The sequence below is a fragment of the Streptomyces sp. NPDC093111 genome, from assembly GCF_040683955.1.
Taxonomy (GTDB): domain Bacteria; phylum Actinomycetota; class Actinomycetes; order Streptomycetales; family Streptomycetaceae; genus Streptomyces.
Window position 1 is genome coordinate 224,895 of record NZ_JBFBNW010000003.1, and the last position, 17,834, is coordinate 242,728.

Here is a 17,834-nt window from a genome sequence, read left to right on the forward strand (position 1 = left end):
AGTCCCGCCCGGCCCTACTCCGCGGACGCGGCCCGGTCGCGCACCCTCAGGGCCCGGCGCAGGTCGTCGACCTGGTCGACCAGCTTGCGGTGGAGGGACGGGATCGCCTTGTCCTCGGCGAGGTGGCGGTCGCCCAGGGCGAGGGAGTCGGCGTCGACCGCGTCGGCGGGGAAGGCCCAGCGGCCGGCGGCTTCGGCGATGGCCGGGCCCCGGCGGTCGGCGAGGGCGAGGGCGGCCGGGTAGAAGCGGGCCACGTAGGGGTGGAGCAGCTCGGCCTGTTCGGGCTTCCAGAAGCCCTGGGCGGTGGCCGTGAACAGGTAGTTGGACAGGTCGTCGGAGTCGAACATGGACGCCCAGGCGGCGGCCTTGGCCTGCTCCGTCGGCAGGGCGGCGCGACAGCGGGCGGCGCCCTCCTGGCCGGTGGCGCTGGGGTCGCGGTCGAGTTCGGCGGCGATGGCGGCCTCGTCGGTGGCGCCGAGGACGGCGAGGCGGGCCAGGATGCGCCAGCGGAGCTCGGGGTCGAGCTCGGGGCCGCCGTGGACGGTGCCGTCGGCGAGCCAGGAGGCGATCTTGTCGGGAGTGGTGGCGCTGTCGATGGAGGTGCGGACGGCGGTGAGGCGCAGGCCGGGCGCGTCGCCGTCCTCGGTGCGGCGCATCAGGTCGCGGGCGATCCCGCCGATCGTGGCGAGGGCGGCGGGCCGGTCGGCGGCGGAGACGTACCGGTCGGCGATCTGGCCGCGGGCGAAGCCCAGGACGCCCTGGACGACGGCGAGTTCGGTCTCCTCGGGGAGGTGCGCGCGGGCGGTCTCCAGGTAGGCGGCGGGCTCCAGTTCGCCGTCGCGGACCATGTCGCGGAGCGCGTTCCAGACGACGGCGCGGGTGAGGCCGTCGGGGATGCGGGAGAGGCCGCGCAGCACGGTCTCCTCCGACACCCCGTCGAAGCGGATCTTGGCGTAGGAGAGGTCGCCCTCGTTGAGGACGACGAGCGCGGGCCGCGGGCCGGCGAGTTCGAGCGGGGCGGCCTGGGGGACGTCGAGGTCGTGCCGGGAGCGGAGCACCGGCGCGCCGGCGGCGTCGAGGTCGTACACGCCGACGGCGATGCGGTGCGGGCGGCTGCCCTCGCGGTCGACGGTGAGCCGCCACCGCGTGCCCTCGCCCTCGACGCGCGGGGTGAGGACGTCGACGCCGGTGGTGCGCAGCCACTGCTCGGCCCAGCCGTGGACGTCGCGGTCGGTGGCGGCGGCGAGGTTGTCGATGAAGTCGGCGAGGGTCGCGTTGCCGAACTTGTGGCGCTTGAAGTGGATGTTGATGCCGGCGAGGAAGTCCTTCTCGCCCATCCACGCGACGAGCTGGCGCAGCGCGGAGGCGCCCTTGGCGTAGGAGATGCCGTCGAAGTTGAGGAGGGCGGAGGCGGTGTCGGGGACGGCGTCCGGGTCGGGGGCGACGGGGTGGGTGGAGGGCCGCTGGTCGGCTTCGTAGCCCCAGGCCTTGCGGGTCGCGCCGAAGTCGATCCAGGTGTCGGCGAAGCGGTCGGAGCAGGCCTCGTTGATGGTCTGGAAGCCCATGTACTCGGCGAAGGACTCGTTCAGCCAGATGTCGTCCCACCAGCGCAGGGTGACGAGGTCGCCGAACCACATGTGGGCCATCTCGTGGGCGATGACCATGGCGCGGGTCATCCGCTCGGTGTCGGTGACCGCGGAGCGGAACACGAACTCGTCGCGGAAGGTGACGAGTCCGGGGTTCTCCATGGCGCCCGGGTTGAACTCGGGGACGAAGGCCTGGTCGTACGAGTCGAAGGGGTACGGCTCGTCGAACTTCTCGTGGTACCGGTCGAAGCAGGCCTTGGTGATGTCGAGGATCTCGTCGGCGTCGGCGTCGAGGTGGGAGGCGAGCGAGCGGCGGCAGTGGATGCCGAAGGGCAGGCCGGCGTGCTCGGTACGGACGGAGTGCCAGGGGCCCGCGGCGACACAGACGAAGTAGGTGGAGAGCAGCTGGGTGGGGGCGGCGGTCCAGCGCCCGTCGGCGCCGCGCTCGGTGACGCCGTTGGACAGGACGGTCCAGCCCTCGGGGGCGGTGACGGCGATCTCGAAGACGGCCTTGAGGTCGGGCTGGTCGAAGGCGGCGAACACCCGCTGGATGTCCTCCATGAACAGCTGGGTGTAGACGTACGTCTCGCCGTCGGTGGGGTCGGTGAAGCGGTGCATGCCCTCGCCGGTGCGCGAGTAGCGCATGGTGGTGGCGATGCTCAGGGTGTGCTCGCCCTCGGTGAGGGTGAGCGGGAGGCGGTTGTCGTCGAGGGCGGCGGTGTCCAGGGGTTCGCCGTCGAGGACGGCGGAGTGCAGGGCTTCCGGCTTGAGCTCGACGAAGCTGGTCCCGGCGGCGCGGGCGGTGAACCGGATGAGACTGGTGGACTCGAAGGTCTCGTCGCCGGTGGTGAGGTCGAGCTCCACGGTGTAGCGGTGGACGTCGAGGAGCTGGGCACGGGTCTGCGCTTCGTCGCGCGTCAGTACGGACATGGGGGCCATGCTGCCTGATGGCCCCCCGGCCCGGCAGGGGGGTTCGCGATCAGGGCCGGTCGAATGCCTCGGACAGGCCCTCGCGACGGGGGTACGGCCACGGGCCCTAGGCCAGGCCCGCGCCGTCCAGGTGGGCGAAGGCCGCCGAGATCCGGGGCCGGTCGTATCCGGCGGGTCCCTTGGCGCCGCTGGAGAGCAGGGCGTGCAGCAGGAGCCGGGCCTTGGCGGGGGCGAGCGGGCCGGCCGGGACGAGGCCGCGGTGCAGCAGGTCGTACTCGGAGCCGGGGCCGCGGTAGGTGTGCGAGAGGGTCGCGCCCGCGCCCGTACGGGAGGCGAGGACGACCGGGATGCGTTCGGCGAGCGCGGTGAGGGGTTCGACGAGGCCGGCGGGGACGTGGCCGGCGCCGAAGGCGGCGACGACGAGGCCGTCGTACCGGTCGGCGACGGCGTCGAGGAGTTCGCCGCGGTCGCCGAGGGAGAGGGTGAGCAGGGCCACCCGTACGGCGGGGTCGACGCTGAGCGCGCAGAGCCGGGACGGCACGGCGGGGCGGAGCAGGATCCGCGGCTCGCCCTCGACGACGGCGCCGAGGGGGCCCGCGCCGGGCGAGGTGAAGGTGGCGACGGAGGTGGTGTGCGCCTTGTGGGCGAAGCGGGCGGCGTGGATCTCGTCGGCGAGCACCACGAGGACGCCGAGGTCGCGGCAGCCGGGGTCGGCGGCGACGGCGAGCGCGGCGGCGAGGTTGGCGGGGCCGTCGGCGCCGGGCAGGTCGGGGCGGCGCATCGCGCCGGTGACGGCGATCGGCTGCTCGGTGGTGCAGAGCAGGTCGAGGAGGAAGGCGGTCTCCTCCAGGGTGTCGGTGCCCTGGACGACGACCGCGCCGGAGCCGGACGCGACGGTCGCCCGGACCTCGTCGGCGAGGGCCGCGAGGTCCTCGAAGGAGAGCGAGGAGCTGGGCACGCGGCGGAAGTCGCGGAGCTCCACCTCGACGCCCTCGGGCGCGACGCCGAGCTCGGCGAGCACCTCGGTACCCGTCATGCGGGCGGCGTCACCGCCTCGCGCGGAGATGGTGCCCCCCAGCGTGAATACGGTGACCCGCGCCATCAGCGTGCTCCGTCCGCGATCGTCTCGTGGTGGCGGATGACCTCCGCGATGATGAAGTTGAGCAGCTTCTCCGCGAAGGCCGGGTCCAGTTTCGCGCTCCCGGCGAGTTCCCGCAGCCGGGCGATCTGCCGGGCCTCCCGGGCCGGGTCGGCGGGCGGCAGCTCGTGCTCGGCCTTGAGGACGCCGACCTGCTGGGTGCACTTGAACCGCTCGGCGAGCATGTGGACGACGGCGGCGTCGATGTTGTCGATGCTCTCGCGCAGCCGGGTCAGCTCGGCGGTGACGGAGGGGTCGATGGCGCCGACGGTGCTCCGGGCTTCGCGGGCGTCGCCGCTCTCGTCGGACGCGCTGGTCTCACTGGTCTCGCTCATGAGGAGCGACCCTATCCGGATCGCGGCAGGATCGTCGGCGGGTGTTCGGGATCCGGAACGGTGGTGCTCCAGCCGCCGGGGACGGTCCTGCCCTGTTGTTCGCGGAAGCGGATCGGGGCGGTGCCGACGCGGCGGGTGAAGAGCCGGGAGAAGTAGGCGGGGTCGTCGTAGCCGACCCGGCGGGCGACGGCGGCGACCGGGAGGTCGGTGCCGGCGAGGAGTTCCTTGGCGCGGCCGAGGCGGACGGTGAGCAGGTAGTCCTTGGGGCTGCACCCGGCGGCGCGGCGGACGGCGGTGCGCAGCTCGGCGGCGGTCATGCCGTGCCGGGCGGCGTGTTCGGCGACGGTGAGGCGGCCGAAGGCGTCGCGGGCGAGGGCGGTGAGGACGGGGTCGCCGTCGGCGTTGGTGTCGGCGCGGGAGCGGCGCAGGGCGACGAGGAGTTCGTGGACGGCGGCGCCGGTCTCGACCTCCAGGAAGGGGTTGCCGGGGCGGGCGGCGCGGGCGATGCGGCCGACGGCGGCGCGGGCCGGTGCGGCGTCGGCGAGGGGGACGACGGGCCGGTCGGGTTCGATGTAGCCGAGCTCGGTGTAGGTGGCGGTGGCGGGCCCGGTGAAGTCGACGAAGGACTCGTCCCAGCCGGTGCCGGGGTCGGCGCCGTAGTGGTGGGGCACGCCGGGGGTGAGCCAGATGACGGCGGGGGCGGTGACGGTGGTGCGGCGCCCGTCGGGGCCCCGGTACCAGCCGCCGCCCGAGCTGACGAGGACGGCGACGTGGTGGTCGAGGGTGCGCGGGCCGACGACGGGCAGCGTGCCGTGCTGGAGTCCGACGCCGAGGCAGACCAGTCCGAGGCGGTGGTGGACGGGTCCGGGCGTGAAGTAGCGCATCCAGGTGTGGTACATCGCGCGGCAGCCTCCTCAGCGCCCGTCGAAGGGTCCAAACTGCGACGATCTTTGTCCATGGACCGGTCCGCCGCCAGAGGGTGAAGGTGAGGCGCATGAGCGAGTTCGTGGTGGGTGACGAGGCCTTTCTTCTCGACGGACGGCCGGTGCGGCTGCTTTCGGGGGCGCTGCACTACTTCCGGGTGCACGAGGAGCAGTGGGCGCACCGGCTCGGGATGCTGCGGGCGATGGGCCTCAACTGCGTCGAGACGTACGTGCCGTGGAACCTGTACGAGCCGGAGCCCGGCCGCTACGGCGACGTGGACGCGCTGGGGCGTTTCCTGGACGCGGTGGCGGACGCGGGGATGTGGGCGATCGTGCGCCCCGGCCCGTACATCTGCGCCGAGTGGGAGAACGGCGGCCTGCCGCACTGGCTGACCGGGCCGCTCGGGCGGCGGGTGCGCACGGACGACGCGGAGTACCTGGCGCACGTGGAGCGCTGGTTCCGGCGGCTGCTGCCGCAGGTGGTGGAGCGGCAGATCGGCCGGGGCGGTCCGGTGGTCCTGGTGCAGGTGGAGAACGAGTACGGCAGCTACGGCACCGACGCCGGCTATCTGCGGCGGGTCGCCGATCTGCTGCTCGCCTGCGGGGTGGAGGTGCCGCTGTTCACCTCGGACGGCCCGGAGGACCACATGCTGACGGGCGGTTCGGTGCCGGGGGTGCTCGCGACGGCGAACTTCGGCTCGGGCGCGCGGGAGGCGTTCGCGACGCTGCGGCGGCACCAGCCGGCGGGTCCGCTGATGTGCATGGAGTTCTGGTGCGGCTGGTTCGACCACTGGGGCACGGAGCACGTCGGGCGGGACGCGGCGGACGCGGCGGCGACGCTGCGGGAGATCCTGGAGTGCGGGGCGTCGGTGAACGTCTACATGGCGCACGGCGGGACCAGCTTCGCCGGATGGGCGGGGGCGAACCGGGCCGGGCGGCTGCACGAGGGGGCGCTGCGGCCGACGGTCACGTCCTACGACTACGACGCGCCGGTCGACGAGGCGGGGCTGCCGACGGAGAAGTTCTGGCGCTTCCGCGAGGTGCTCGCCGACTACGCGGAGGGGCCGCTGCCCGAGGTGCCGGAGCCGCCGGCGCGGATCGGGGCGCCCGCGGCCGCCGCGACGGAGGGCTGGGCGCCGCTCGCTGAGGTGCTGGCGGTGCTCGGCGACGCGGAGACGGTGTCCCCGACGCCGCCGACCTTCGAACAGCTGGGCGTGGACCGGGGCCTGGTCCACTACCGGGTCCAGGTGCCGGGCCCCCGGCAGCCGTACCCGCTGGCGGTCTCGGGGCTGCGCGACCGGGCCTCGGTGTACGTGGACGGGATCCTCGCCGGGGTGCTCGACACGGAGGAGGCGGTGCTGCCGGAGCCGGTGGCGGGGCCCGCGGTCGTCGAGCTGTGGGTGGAGTCGCTGGGCCGGGTCAACTACGGGCCCCGGCTCGCGGAGCCGAAGGGCGTCACGGGCGGCATCCGGCACGAGCGGCAGTACCTGCACGGGGTACGGGCCCGGGGCCTGCGGCTCGACGCCTTCGAGGCGGCGGCGGTGGACGAACTCCCGTTCGTCCCGGCCCCGCAGGACGCCGGCCCGGGCCTGCACCGCGGCACGGTGACGGTCCCCTCCCCCGGCGACGCGGCCCTGCGCCTGCCGGGCTGGACCCGCGGCTTCGTCTGGGTCAACGGCTTCTGCCTGGGCCGCTACTGGAACACCGGCCCCCAGGACGCGCTGTACGTCCCGGGCCCGGTGCTGCGGGAGGGCCCGAACGAGGTGTGGGTGCTGGAGCTGGAGGGCGGGGCGGGGGGCGCGGTGGAGCTGGTGTAGGTGGTGGGGGTGCGTGTGAAGGTGCCCGGGGCGCGAAGCCCCGGGCACCTTCACGTGCGGGTGTCCGACGGTCCGTCGATCCGTCGATCCGTCGATCCGTCGATCCGTCGATCCGTCGATCCGTCGATCCGTCGATCCGTCGATCCGTCGATCCGTCGATCCGCTACAGCGTGGCCGCGGCGGCCTTGATCGCGGAGGCGAAGGTCGAGACCTCGGTGTAGACGCCGGGGTAGCCGGCGCGGGCGCAGCCCTCGCCCCAGCTCACGATGCCGACCTGGACCCAGGCGTTGGTGTTGTCCTTGCGGAACATCGGGCCGCCGGAGTCACCCTGGCAGGTGTCGACGCCGCCCTGGCTGAACCCGGCGCAGATCTCCTCGGCGGGGACGAGGGAGCTGCCGTACGCGGCCTGGCAGGAGGCGTCCGAGACGAACGGGACGACCGCCTTGCGCAGGTAGCGCTGCTGGCCGCCGCCCTCGGTGGCGGCACCCCAGCCGGCCACGGTGAAGTCGCCGCTGTTGTACGCGGTGGTCTCGGCGATCTTCAGGTTGGGCAGGCTGCTGATCGGCGAGGCCAGCTTGATCAGGGCCCAGTCCTTGCCCTGGCCGTTGTAGCCGGGGGCCTGGTAGACCTTGGTCGACTTGACCTTGATGGCGCTGCTCGACTGGAGGTCGACGACTCCGGCGGTGGCCGTGATGCTCGTGTTGGCGCCGGAGCCGTTCACACAGTGCGCGGCGGTGAGGACGACCTGCGGGGTGATCAGGGAGCCGCCACAGCCCATGGAGAGCCTGACCATCCAGGGGAACTCGCCCTGGGCGGCGCGGACGCCGCCGACGACCGGCGCGGGCGCGGCCGAGGCGGTGGTGGGCTGGAGGCTGACGGCGGCGAGGACGACGGCGCCGGCCGCGGCGATTTTCTGCAGCGCGCGGACCAGACTGTGCTTCTGCATGCGACTGCCTTCTTTCATGGGGGGTTGATCTTGATGGCATGAGCCCGTCAAGAACGTGGTCCGGATTATGGACACCGCTTGACGGGAGCGACAAGAAGGCCTTTTCGGCCAGGCGGGGGACGCCCAGGGACACCGGCCACGCCGCCCGTACCCTGGACGGCAGGGGGTGGTCCGGGTTGCCGCACAGCGACGAAGTCTCCCGTGTCGTCCACGGGTTCCCGCACCTCGACACGGTCCGGGCGGCCATCCGCGCGCTCTACCGGCGCCTCTCCCCCGACGGCGTGCGGCGCTACGAGACGAGCCTCCCCGCCTCCGACGTCGCCGTCGCCGTCGAGGACCCGGCGGGCCTCCACCTCGGCGCGCAGGCCGTGGCCCGCGCCCTGGTCCGGCACCTGCGGCTGCCCGACGCCCGGATGGTGGTGAGCTTCCGCTCGATGGAACACGCGGCGGCCGTCGAACTGACGGCCGGTCCGGAGTACTTCGTCGAGCTCAACGAACGCTTCGCCCGCCCGGCCCACCGCCGGGACATCGGCGCCGCCCTCGCCCACGAGATCACCCATGTGCTGCTGCACCGCCTCGGGCTCGCCTTCCCCACGACGCCCGAGAACGAGATCCTCACCGACGTCGTCACCACCTACCTCGGCGCGGGCTGGCTGCTGCTCGACGCGTTCCGGCAGGACGGCATGTCCAGCCAGAAGCTGGGCTATCTGACGCCCGAGGAGTTCGGTTACGTCCTCGCCAAGCGGGCCGAGGTGTTCGGCGAGGACCCGTCGCCGTGGTTCACCAGCGCGGTGGCGTACGACGCGTGGGTACGGGGCCGGGAGGAGGCCGCCCGCGACTGGCGGCACCCGCCGCTCGCGGGCGCCGGCTGGGCCGCCCGGCGGCGCGCCCGGGCCGTCGGCGACGGCGTCTTCCCCTGCCCGGTGTGCGGACAGCGGCTGCGGGTGGCACCGGCCCGGGGCCGGGTGAGGGCCCGCTGCGGGGTGTGCGCCACCGTGCTGGAATGCGCGCCCTGACCGTACGTCAGGGAATGGATTTGCGCCGTTCGGGTGACTCGGGTGAGGGTCGGCGCATGAGCACGTTGTTCGAGGCGCTGTGGAACGGGGACGACGACGGGGTCGTACGGGCCCTGCGGGACGGGGCCGACCCCGAGACGCGGGAGGACGCCGAGACCGCGCTGTACCGCGCGGCCGTCGGCAACCAGCCGGTGGCGGTCCGGCTGCTGCTCGCCGCCGGGGCGGACCCGGCCCGGCGCGGCGGCGAGGACGACGCCGACCTGCCGCTGTGCGGAGCGGCCTGCGGCGGCCACACCGAGGTGGTGCGGGCGCTGCTGGCGGCGGGCGCGGACCCGGACCAGGAGGAGGGCTACGGCTTCACCGCGCTGGCCTGGGCGATCCGGCTCGGCCACACGGAGGTGGTGCGCGAACTGCTCGAAGCGGGCGCCGCCCCGGACCGGCCGGGGCCCGACGGGCTCGCCCCGCTGGTGGCCGCCGCCCGGCGCGGCTCCACCTCCTGCGTACGGGCACTGCTCGAACACGGCGCGGGAGGCCGGGCGGAGGCGCTCGACGAGGCCCGGCGGTGGATCGGCGCGGACATGGCGGCGGTGCTGCGGCGCGGGCTCGTGGAGGGCGGGGGCGTCGGCGACACCTACGAGGCGGTGGTGCGGCGGGTGCCCGAGGACGGCGGCGTCACCGTGATCGTCGAGCTGCTGCGCGAGGACGGCGCGCCGGCCCGCGGCGACGAACGCCAGACCGGCCACGCGGCCATCGCCACCCTCCTGGAGGGCGCCCTCGGCCTCCGCACCCCGCACGAGGAGCTCGCCGGGCGCGCCCTGCGCTGCGGCGACCCGGCGCGGGACGCCTGGACGACGGCGGTCGCCGCGCTCACCGCCCGCCCCGACGAGACCGTCGCCACGACCGCCACCACCTGGTGCGCCGCCCCCGACCCGCTCCGCCGCGCTCTGGGCGTCCAGGTCCTCGCCGCGCTGCCGGGCCGCACTGCACGGGCGCTGCCGGTGCTGCGCGGGCTGGCGGCGGAGGCGGCTGCCGGGCTGCGCGAGGCCGGCGCGGGCGCGGCCTTCCCCCGCGAGCCCGCCCTCTCCCTCGCGGTCGCGCTCGGGCAGTGCGCGGACGCGGGCGCCGTGCCCGGGCTGCTCGGCCTCGCCGGACACCCGGACGACGAGGTACGACGGCAGACGGCCGCCGCGCTGACCGGACTCGTGCCCGCGGGTCATGCCGAGGCGATGGACGCACTGGTCCGCCTGAGCCGGGACCACGCCCCCCGGGTGCGCGACTGGGCCACCCTGGCACTGGCCGAACTCCCCGACGACACCCCCGCCGTACGCGAGGCCCTCGCCGCACGACTCGCCGACCCGGACCCGGAAACGGCCGCCGAGGCCGCGCGGGGCCTGGCCATCCGTCAGGACCCGCGCGCCGTGGAGGCCCTGGCCCGCACCCTGGCGGACGGCGACCCGGAAGGCCCCGCCCGCGAGACGGCCCTGGCCGCCCTGGAACACGTGACGGACCCCCGGACCCGCACCCGCCTGGAGTGGACGGCACCGCGCGGACGGTGAGGAGGGGCGGAGGGGCAGCGGGGCAGCGATGAGACGGGCGGGGCGCGGCGGCGAGGTCGATGAGACAACGCGCAGCAGGCGACGAGGCGGCCCCGCGCCCGGCCCCGGCCCCGGCCCCGGCCCCGCCACCGACCCTCCCCTCCTCCTCCCCCGGCTGCTACCTTCCTCCCAGCACGCTCACCTAACAAGCGTTTGGTGGAAAGGTAGCTGATCCACATGCCCCTCTCACGACGCACCCTGCTGAGCACCGCCGGCGCCGCCGCGATCCTGGCGGCCACCGCCCCGCCCGCCCTGGCCGGGCCGCACCCCCGCACCGCGAACGCCATCCGGCAGGTCCCCCTCCAGGGCGCGGTCAACGTCCGTGACCTGGGCGGATACCTCACCTACGACGGGGCCCGGGTCCGGCACGGCCTGGTCTACCGGGGCGACCACCTCGGCAAGCTGACCGACGCCGACGTGGCCGTACTGGGCGACCTCGGCCTCGCCCGGGTGATCGACTTCCGGATCCCCCTCGAAGTCCAGTCCGACGGCTCGGACCGCCTGCCCCCCGGCACGGCCCTGGTCTCCCGCCCCGTCACCGACAACGGCCTGTACGGGCAACTGCTCGCCGCGATCGGCTCGCGCGACCCGGTCCGGCAGGAACAGATGCTCGGCGGCGGCCGGGCCGCGGCCTTCATGACCGAGGTGTACCGCACCTTCGTCACCAGCCCCGCCAACCGCGAACGCTTCGGCACGACCCTGCGCGAACTGGCCGCCCCGGGCACGGGCCCCCACCTCTACCACTGCACCTCGGGCAAGGACCGCACGGGCTGGACCAGCTGGCTGCTCCTCACCCTCCTCGGCGTACCGGAACGCGCGGCCACCGAGGACTACCTGGCCTCCAACACCTTCCGCGCCGCCAACGACGCCCGCGTCCGCGAGGGCCTCCGCCAGGCCGGCCTGATGCAGAACCCGGACCTGATCATCCCCCTCCAGGAGGTCCGCCAGCCCTACCTGGACGCCGCCCTCACCGAGGTCCGCACCGCCTACGGCAGCGTCTACCACTACCTGACCACCGGCCTCGGCCTGGACCTCCGGACCCTGGCAGCACTACGGGCACGACTGGTCGACTGACCTCACGGGAGCGACATGGCCGCGGCCCGCCGTCCCGGGCCGCCGCACCAGGGCCCGTCGTCAACCGGCCGAAATCCCCAACGTGGCGATCCTGCCGTGCAGTTAACCTTCTTGCGCCCACCGAAGCGTGATCGCGAAGCCTGATCGCACGAGCGTCTGGAGAGTTGCCGCCGTTGAGTACCGATCTCAGCACCGCGACCGGCGTCCGGCAGGCCGTCACTGTCATCTTTCCCGTACGACTGCCCGCTCCGCCCCCGTGGGAGACCGGTCCACTGCCGCTCCGGCTCGGCACACGCACCACCGACGCGGGGACCCGGCAGACGTACTTCACCCCCGCTGCCGCCCGCGCGCTGTACGGCACCCCCGAACGTCCGTGCCGCTGGCACACGTTCACGTCCGTGGCGCACGGGGACCTCACGCTGCGGGCGATGGAGATCCTGCACACCGCCACCGCGCAGCATCCGCGGCACGCCCTCGCCGTCCTGCACCTCGACATCAAGGGCCCGTCGCTGCTGACGACCCTGCGGGCCGTCGGCCAGCGCCCCACCGCGGGTCCCGACCCGCTCGACGGCCCGCTCGACCCGGCCGCACTGCTCGCCGGCGTCGCGGTGCCGATGACCGCGCAGGGCCCCTTCGCGATCGCCCGCCCCTACACCGTCGCCTTTCTCACCCCACGCCCCGAGCACGGGGCCGCGGTACGGGTCGACGGGCAACTGCCCGGATCGGCCGACGGCTGGCTGTGGTCGCTCGCATCCCGCTCCGCCGACGCCGACTTCCCCTCCGCTCCTGAGCAGTTCCCCCGGCAGACCGCCGACACGGTCCGCATCTCGGCGGACTGGAGCGCACTGGTGCTACGGCACGGAGCGGCATTCCTGGGGCACCGCCCCGACACCGGTGAGGGCGACTTCTACGAGTTCGCCGCGTTGCACTCCCGGACCGTGTACCTGGACGCGATCCTGCTGGGCACCATCCAGCGCGACCACATCGACGAGCTCACGGAGGGCCTGTCGAACGTCTTCGACGGGCGGCGGCTGGCCCGCCGGGTGACCGCGCTGGAACGCCACATCGCCGCCTTCCGCAGCACGTACTGGCGGCAGCACCTGACGGCGCACGGCCCGGCGAACGAGCTGCTCCTCGCCTTCCAGGCTCAGTACCGGCTCGCCGACCGCTTCGCGGAGATCCTCGCCGAGGCCGCCGACTACAGCCGGCTCGTACAGACCCAGGACAACCAGCAGATCGCGGGTGCGCTGGGCGTGCTGACGATCCTGGGCCTCCCGCTCAGCACAGCCCTGGGCATCCTCCAGGTCCTGGGCGACGAGAGCCCGGCTCACATGATGATCGGTCTCGGCGCGGCCCTGGTCGCGACCGTCGGCGCCTTCGCCACCCGCTACGGCCGCGTCGTCCTGGCCTCGCTGAGCGGGGACCGGCGGTAGCCGGACAAGGCGGAGAAGCGGCTGGCGGGTGCCTGCCGGCCTTGGTAACTTCCGCGAAAAACAGTGAAGAGGACACGGGCGACGTGACGGTGAACGAGGGGGAGCCGATCCGGTTGTACCGGAAGGCTTTGCGCTACGCGGAGGCGGACCCGGAGGTCTTCCTCGGCACGGCACGGAGGGCGGCGGAGTCGATCCTGTTGGACATCGCCATACAGCAGGCGGTCGGCGCGAAGCCGACGCTGGAGTCCTTGTTGACCACCCTCACGGCGAAGGGTCTGGTCCCGCCAAAGGTCGCGCTCGCGGTGCGGACCATCCAGAACTACGGCAACTACGGCAGTCACGCGCAGGACGCCTCCGGTGAGGAGATCTCCACCGAGGACGTACAGCCGTGTCTCAACGCCCTGACCCAGCTGGCGGTCTGGTACGGCAGGACCACCGCGTCGTTCGCGGAGGACGAGGCCCAGCACGAGCTGTCCGCGCTCAAGCACGGCTCGGGGACGACCCGGCTCGCCGACTCCACCCTGATCGTGGTCAAGGCGGTACTGCTGGGCTGCGGGTTCGACGAGCTCCTCGGCCGCCGCCGTCATCGCGTCGCCCATGTGCAGATGCCGTGGTCGGACAGGCTGGTGACCGACGTCGCCGGGGGCCTGCTGGACCTCGCCGTCTACAACGAGCAGCGGTTGCTGCGCATGCGGGGGACGGACCCGGAGGTCGCCGCACAGGTCGTCCCCGTCGGCCGGGTCGGCTACTCGATGGGCGGCCGCAACTTCTACCTCCTCGCCGCCCGGGACGGGCGCTGGGGAAGTACCTCGGGCGAGGAGTTCCTACGGGATCCCGCAGGAGCGACGATCGCGGTACCCAAGCACAGCGACATGTTCGACAACATCCTGCGGGCGTTCTCGACGGACGAGGCGGGCCTGGCGGAGAGGGGGGTACGCGTCCTCGACGTGCCTCACCACCTGGGCCTGGAGCTGTTCCATCTCAACGGGGACGTCCTGGCGGTCGGTGGACAGAACCTGCGGATGCACGCCCTGGAGGACGACGCGTATTTCGAGCTGCTGAACTCCGACATGCTGCCCCCGGACGCCCAGGCTCAGCTGAGGTCCGCGGCCGCGAACGTCCTGCTGGCCAACCGCGCCTGGCTGGAGGAGCTGAAGGTGCCCCCGGAGCAGTTGCACCAGGAGTTCATGCGTTCCTTCCACGATCTGGGTTCGGATGAGGCACGGTTCGAGGAACTGGTACGCGACCTGGTCACGCACGCCTCGTTCCCGCTGCAGAACACCCGGGAGAGCAGGGAGCGGCTGGTGCGGCACGTCCTGTTCGAGAGTTACCGGTTGGGCCGCCCGTGACCCGGCCCCGCCGTGTGCCAGGCGACGGCCCGAGGATGATGACCTTCCTCGGCGCCGACCGCCGCGCGGCGATCGCCTCGGTCGCCGCGGACGTCATCCGCGAGGTGGACCACGTCCACCTCGTCGGGGAACCACGGCCGGGACATGGAGGCGTCCCTCGGGCGGGGGCACTGAACCTCATGAACGCGGACGAGGCCGCCCGCCTGCCCGACGCGGTCCCCGGTGCCCTCGAGGGCACAGCCCTCCGGTACACCGCTTCCCTGTCCGGTCATGTGATCCTGACCCTGGGGCCGAGCGGCACACTAGGGGCGTCGCCGGACGGCAGGGTCGTCACCGGACCGACCATGGCCGTCCGCCCGGTGGACCGGACCAGGGGCGGCGACGCGTTCGACGCGGATTTCCTCGCGGGCTGGTCGAACGGGGAGACCCCGGCGTCCTGCCTGCGCCGGGGACTCGACGCCGCACTGCACGTGATCACGAAGATTGGAGCTCAGCCGTGACGAGATGGCTCGGCATCGCCCTGTTGCCCAGCGCGGGACACCGCACGACCGCGATTCGCCTCCAGCGGGAGGTGGGTGGCGACCATGTGTTGCGTCCGCCACTGAGCCCGGAGGGCAACCTGCCCCATGTCACGGTGTTCCAGGGCCCGTTCCTCGACTCCCTCGACCCGGCGGCGGAGCTCGACCGGATAGTTGCCGCCGTGGACGCACCGGAGCGGATCGTGCTGGCTTCGCACGGGGTCGTCCACCAGCCCACCGGCTGGGTGTTCCTCTCGTTGGAGCGGCCGTCTCTGCTGGAGAGGATCCAGCAGGCCACGCTGAAGGTGCTGGAGCCGTATCTGGACCGGGCGGCGTTCGACCCGTCCAAGGACGTCTCGCGGTTCACCCCGGACGAGCGGGAGAGCTTCGAGCGATACGGGTACCGGTACACGGGACCCGCGTACGCCCCCCACATCACGCTGGGGCGCGCCGAGGAAGCGGTGGCCGTGGAGCTGGTCCGGTCGACGCCCGAGCGGGTGGACGTGCCGGGGACGTGGGTCTTCGACCGCTTCAGTTTCTACGTGATGGGTGAGAACGGTGCCCACGCGGAGATCCTGGAGGAGAGGACGCTGGCCCCGCGGTGACGTCGGAGAGCAAGCTTCTCGCCGTTGCGGGCGAGGCCGTCGACGTGGCGGCGCGCTGGCTGGCCGGGGCCGGGGCGGAGTGGGCACGGGCCCGGCACAAGCCCTCGGGCGAGGAGGTCACCGACGCCGATGTCGAGATCGAGCGCCTGGTCTCCTCGTTGCTGCGTCGCCGGACCCCGGACATCCCGGTCGTCGGTGAGGAGACCTTCGCCGGGGGCCCGTTGCCGGACCAGTGCTGGCTGCTCGACCCGGTCGACGGCACGATGAACTTCGCCCGTGGCGCGCCGCTGTACGGCATCTCGCTGGCGTACGCGGAGGGCGGGTTGCCGCGGCTCGGAGTGATCGACGCCCCCGCGCTCGGCCGTCGCTGGACCGCCGGCGGCAAGATCTCGGCCGACCCGCTGGCCACCGAGCAGCCCGACGCCGTACAGGAACTCCGACGGGCGGTCGTCGGCCTCACCGGCACCGGAGATCCACGGGCGCGGGCCGTGCTGACGCTGCTGCACGACGAGGCCCACCGGGTCCGGCTGCAAGGCGCGATGAGCCTGGACCTCGTCGGTGTCGCCGAGGGCTGGATCGACGCGTGCCTCTGCGTCGGCCCGAAGCCCTGGGACGTGGCGGCGGGAGTTCCGCTGGTCCGGGAGCGTGGTCTGGCGGTCCTGGGCGCGGACGGAGCGGACTACGGCTTCGGCTCGCCGGTGCTCGCCGCGGGCAGCCGCCGTGTGGCGCGGGAGCTGCTCGACCGGTGGGAGCGGGCCGGAGCGGCCTGCCCCTGACCGGACCGGGAGCCTTGGCCGTCCGCCCGCCGCTCCCCCGGGCACGGCCCGGGGCTAAGCGCGTACGGCGATTCCGTCCAGGACCATCGACAGGTACTGGCGGGCGATCTCCTCGGGGCTGTGCCGGCCGCCGGGGCGGTACCAGGATGCGGCGACCCAGACGGTGTCGCGGACGAAGCGGTAGGTGAGCCGGACGTCGAGGTCGGCGCGGAAGGTGCCGGCGGCGACGCCGCGCTCCAGGGTGCCCAGCCAGGCCTTCTCGAACCTGACCTGCGAGTCGGCGAGGTACCGGAAGCGGTCCTGGTCGACCAGGTGGTGGGACTCCCGCTGGTAGATGGCGACGGCGGCGCGGTGCCGGTCGATCTCCCGGAAGGATTCGGTGACGAGGGCCTCGATGGTCTCCCGGGGGCCCAGCGCGGCGGCGAGCACGGTGTCGTAGCCGTCCCACAGCTCGTTCAGGAAGGTCGAGAGGATCTCGTCGAGCATCGACTCCTTGGAGTCGAAGTGGTAGTAGAGGCTGCCCGCGAGCATGCCGGCCTCGTCCGCGATCCTGCGGACGGTGGTGGCGTTGTAGCCCTGGGCGGCGAACACCTCGGCGGCGATGTCGAGCAGCTCGCGGCGCCGTTCGGGGGTTGCGGTGGCCTGGGGCTTCTTCTTCGCGGAGGTCTTGGAGGACGTCTTGGAGGATGTCTTCGCGGAGGCTTTCGCGGAGGTCTTGGCGGAGGTCTTGGCGGAGGTCTTGGCGGAGGTCTTGGTCGTCGGCACGCGTCCATTCTGGTCCCTCGGGCGCCCGCCCCGGTGAGCGCCTCGGGCTCAGGACTCCCGGGCCGGGGTGTCGTCGTTCCCCCGCCGGATCGTGCGCAGCGGCCGGCCCGGGGTCCAGGTGCGCAGCACGAGCTCCTCGCCCTCGACCGCGGTGCGGACGACCTCCGTCGGCTCGACCCGGAAGAGGTGGAACGGCAGGGGCTGGCCGGCCTCCTTCGCGTACCACTCCAGGGTCCGCGGGTCGGAGATCTCGACCGCCCGGCCGGAGACGCGGACGTCGCCGCCGCCCATGCCGGTGCCCTCGCCCGGGTTCGCGAGCAGCGAGAAGCGCGGGTCGCGTCGGAGGTCCCGCGCCTTGCGGGAGTGCGGCATCATGCCGAGCCACAGCTCGTCGCCGCGGAAGTCGGCCTCGATGCCGCTGAGCCGCGGCGAGCCGTCCTTGCGGAGGGTCGCGAGGGCGTGGTGGGTGTACTGCCCGAAGCGCTCGCGCACCGTGGCGGCGAAGGCGGGCTCGGCGGCCTCGAAGGCGGCCCAGGTGGCGGGCGTGCCGGGGCCGGCGGCGGGCGTGGTGGTGGATCCGTTGTCTCCCATGGCTCCAGGAGACAACGGAATCCCGACAGCCTCTGTCCGGATTACTCCGCGCGTGCCGTCGCGGCCCGCTCCCCCTTGCTGCGCTCCACGCAGAACTCGTTGCCCTCGGGGTCGGTGAGGACCGCCCATCCCGGGCCGTCCGGGCTGCGCCGGTCGTCGACGAGGGTGGCGCCGAGGGCGAGGAGGCGCTCGACCTCCTCGTCGCGGGTGCGGTCCTCCGGCTGGAGGTCGAGGTGGATCCGGTTCTTCACCGACTTGGCCTCCGGCACCTGGATGAAGAGCAGGCCCGCGCCCCGCGACTCGACCAGCACTTCGGGGTCGCCCGGCCGGTCGTCGTCGGACACCTTCGAGTCGAGGACCTCGGCCCAGAAGGTGCCCAGGGCGTAGGCGTCGGCGCAGTCGATCGTGATGTGGCGTACGAGAGAGCTCATCCCGTC

At 73.5% G+C, this 17,834-nt stretch carries 17 protein-coding genes; 9 read left to right on the forward strand and 8 right to left on the reverse strand.

Annotated features, from left to right (window positions below):
• Nucleotides 1-14: 14 nt before the first annotated feature.
• The 4 genes from pepN to AB0Q96_RS05845 all read right to left on the reverse strand — a co-directional run bounded on the left by pepN (nt 15) and on the right by AB0Q96_RS05845 (nt 4,888).
• Nucleotides 15-2,516 (reverse strand): aminopeptidase N, encoded by a 2,502-nt coding sequence (gene pepN / locus AB0Q96_RS05830; RefSeq protein WP_365322044.1) that lies wholly within the window; start codon nt 2,514-2,516, stop codon nt 15-17.
• Between the two features lie 106 nt (nt 2,517-2,622).
• On the reverse strand, nt 2,623-3,618 hold the full coding sequence (locus tag AB0Q96_RS05835) for an asparaginase (protein ID WP_365322046.1): 996 nt from the start codon (nt 3,616-3,618) through the stop codon (nt 2,623-2,625).
• Complete coding sequence (locus AB0Q96_RS05840) at nt 3,618-3,989, reverse strand: chorismate mutase (protein ID WP_365322048.1); 372 nt, start codon at nt 3,987-3,989, stop codon at nt 3,618-3,620. Before AB0Q96_RS05840 ends, AB0Q96_RS05835 begins: the two co-directional genes overlap by 1 nt.
• Before the next feature lie 11 nt (nt 3,990-4,000).
• Nucleotides 4,001-4,888 (reverse strand): AraC family transcriptional regulator, encoded by an 888-nt coding sequence (locus AB0Q96_RS05845; RefSeq protein ID WP_365322049.1) that lies wholly within the window; start codon nt 4,886-4,888, stop codon nt 4,001-4,003.
• A 95-nt stretch (nt 4,889-4,983) separates the two neighbouring features.
• Here AB0Q96_RS05845 and AB0Q96_RS05850 point away from each other — a divergent pair, with 95 nt between their 5' ends.
• The gene (locus AB0Q96_RS05850) at nt 4,984-6,729 is read left to right on the forward strand and encodes a beta-galactosidase family protein (protein WP_365322051.1); all 1,746 of its coding nucleotides are present in this window, start codon (nt 4,984-4,986) and stop codon (nt 6,727-6,729) included.
• 163 nt (nt 6,730-6,892) lie between these two features.
• Here the strand turns inward: AB0Q96_RS05850 and AB0Q96_RS05855 are convergent, their stop codons facing one another.
• The gene (locus tag AB0Q96_RS05855; RefSeq protein ID WP_361164215.1) at nt 6,893-7,675 is read right to left on the reverse strand and encodes a serine protease; all 783 of its coding nucleotides are present in this window, start codon (nt 7,673-7,675) and stop codon (nt 6,893-6,895) included.
• Between the two features lie 176 nt (nt 7,676-7,851).
• On the opposite strand from AB0Q96_RS05855, the gene AB0Q96_RS05860 reads away from it, so the two are divergent.
• From AB0Q96_RS05860 to AB0Q96_RS05895, 8 genes are all read left to right on the forward strand, one after another.
• A complete protein-coding gene (locus tag AB0Q96_RS05860) occupies nt 7,852-8,691 on the forward strand; it encodes a hypothetical protein (RefSeq protein WP_365322053.1) in 840 nt (279 codons plus the stop codon).
• Nucleotides 8,692-8,747: 56 nt separating this feature from the next.
• A complete protein-coding gene (locus tag AB0Q96_RS05865; protein WP_365322054.1) occupies nt 8,748-10,247 on the forward strand; it encodes an ankyrin repeat domain-containing protein in 1,500 nt (499 codons plus the stop codon).
• Between the two features lie 216 nt (nt 10,248-10,463).
• Entirely contained in the window at nt 10,464-11,360 is an 897-nt protein-coding gene (locus AB0Q96_RS05870; RefSeq protein WP_365322056.1) for a tyrosine-protein phosphatase, read from the forward strand.
• 173 nt (nt 11,361-11,533) lie between these two features.
• Entirely contained in the window at nt 11,534-12,793 is a 1,260-nt protein-coding gene (locus AB0Q96_RS05875) for a hypothetical protein (RefSeq protein WP_365322058.1), read from the forward strand.
• Between the two features lie 83 nt (nt 12,794-12,876).
• Nucleotides 12,877-14,142 (forward strand): DUF4145 domain-containing protein, encoded by a 1,266-nt coding sequence (locus AB0Q96_RS05880; protein WP_365322060.1) that lies wholly within the window; start codon nt 12,877-12,879, stop codon nt 14,140-14,142.
• 35 nt (nt 14,143-14,177) lie between these two features.
• Nucleotides 14,178-14,642, forward strand: a complete 465-nt coding sequence (locus AB0Q96_RS05885) for a PfkB family carbohydrate kinase (RefSeq protein ID WP_365322062.1) — start codon at nt 14,178-14,180, stop codon at nt 14,640-14,642.
• A complete protein-coding gene (locus AB0Q96_RS05890) occupies nt 14,639-15,265 on the forward strand; it encodes a hypothetical protein (protein WP_365322064.1) in 627 nt (208 codons plus the stop codon). Before AB0Q96_RS05885 ends, AB0Q96_RS05890 begins: the two co-directional genes overlap by 4 nt.
• Nucleotides 15,262-16,041 (forward strand): inositol monophosphatase family protein, encoded by a 780-nt coding sequence (locus tag AB0Q96_RS05895; protein WP_365322066.1) that lies wholly within the window; start codon nt 15,262-15,264, stop codon nt 16,039-16,041. Before AB0Q96_RS05890 ends, AB0Q96_RS05895 begins: the two co-directional genes overlap by 4 nt.
• A 54-nt stretch (nt 16,042-16,095) precedes the next feature.
• Here the strand turns inward: AB0Q96_RS05895 and AB0Q96_RS05900 are convergent, their stop codons facing one another.
• The 3 genes from AB0Q96_RS05900 to AB0Q96_RS05910 all read right to left on the reverse strand — a co-directional run bounded on the left by AB0Q96_RS05900 (nt 16,096) and on the right by AB0Q96_RS05910 (nt 17,828).
• Nucleotides 16,096-16,653, reverse strand: a complete 558-nt coding sequence (locus tag AB0Q96_RS05900; protein WP_365322486.1) for a TetR/AcrR family transcriptional regulator — start codon at nt 16,651-16,653, stop codon at nt 16,096-16,098.
• Between the two features lie 201 nt (nt 16,654-16,854).
• Nucleotides 16,855-17,397 (reverse strand): pyridoxamine 5'-phosphate oxidase family protein, encoded by a 543-nt coding sequence (locus AB0Q96_RS05905; protein ID WP_365322068.1) that lies wholly within the window; start codon nt 17,395-17,397, stop codon nt 16,855-16,857.
• Between the two features lie 41 nt (nt 17,398-17,438).
• Nucleotides 17,439-17,828 carry a VOC family protein gene (locus tag AB0Q96_RS05910; RefSeq protein ID WP_365322070.1) on the reverse strand — a complete coding sequence of 130 codons (390 nt, stop codon included), beginning with the start codon at nt 17,826-17,828 and terminating at the stop codon, nt 17,439-17,441.
• Between the last annotated feature and the right edge of the window lie 6 nt (nt 17,829-17,834).

Bases quoted from the DNA above. Each gene is read 5' to 3' on its own strand.
- AB0Q96_RS05865 (WP_365322054.1), top strand. From the start codon at position 8,748: ATGAGCACGTTGTTCGAGGCGCTGTGGAACGGGGACGACGACGGGGTC.
- AB0Q96_RS05905 (WP_365322068.1), bottom strand. From the start codon at position 17,397: ATGGGAGACAACGGATCCACCACCACGCCCGCCGCCGGCCCCGGCACG.
- AB0Q96_RS05855 (WP_361164215.1), bottom strand. From the start codon at position 7,675: ATGCAGAAGCACAGTCTGGTCCGCGCGCTGCAGAAAATCGCCGCGGCC.
- AB0Q96_RS05845 (WP_365322049.1), bottom strand. From the start codon at position 4,888: ATGTACCACACCTGGATGCGCTACTTCACGCCCGGACCCGTCCACCAC.
- AB0Q96_RS05910 (WP_365322070.1), bottom strand. From the start codon at position 17,828: ATGAGCTCTCTCGTACGCCACATCACGATCGACTGCGCCGACGCCTAC.
- AB0Q96_RS05850 (WP_365322051.1), top strand. From the start codon at position 4,984: ATGAGCGAGTTCGTGGTGGGTGACGAGGCCTTTCTTCTCGACGGACGG.
- pepN (WP_365322044.1), bottom strand. From the start codon at position 2,516: ATGTCCGTACTGACGCGCGACGAAGCGCAGACCCGTGCCCAGCTCCTC.
- AB0Q96_RS05835 (WP_365322046.1), bottom strand. From the start codon at position 3,618: ATGGCGCGGGTCACCGTATTCACGCTGGGGGGCACCATCTCCGCGCGA.
- AB0Q96_RS05840 (WP_365322048.1), bottom strand. From the start codon at position 3,989: ATGAGCGAGACCAGTGAGACCAGCGCGTCCGACGAGAGCGGCGACGCC.
- AB0Q96_RS05885 (WP_365322062.1), top strand. From the start codon at position 14,178: ATGATGACCTTCCTCGGCGCCGACCGCCGCGCGGCGATCGCCTCGGTC.
- AB0Q96_RS05870 (WP_365322056.1), top strand. From the start codon at position 10,464: ATGCCCCTCTCACGACGCACCCTGCTGAGCACCGCCGGCGCCGCCGCG.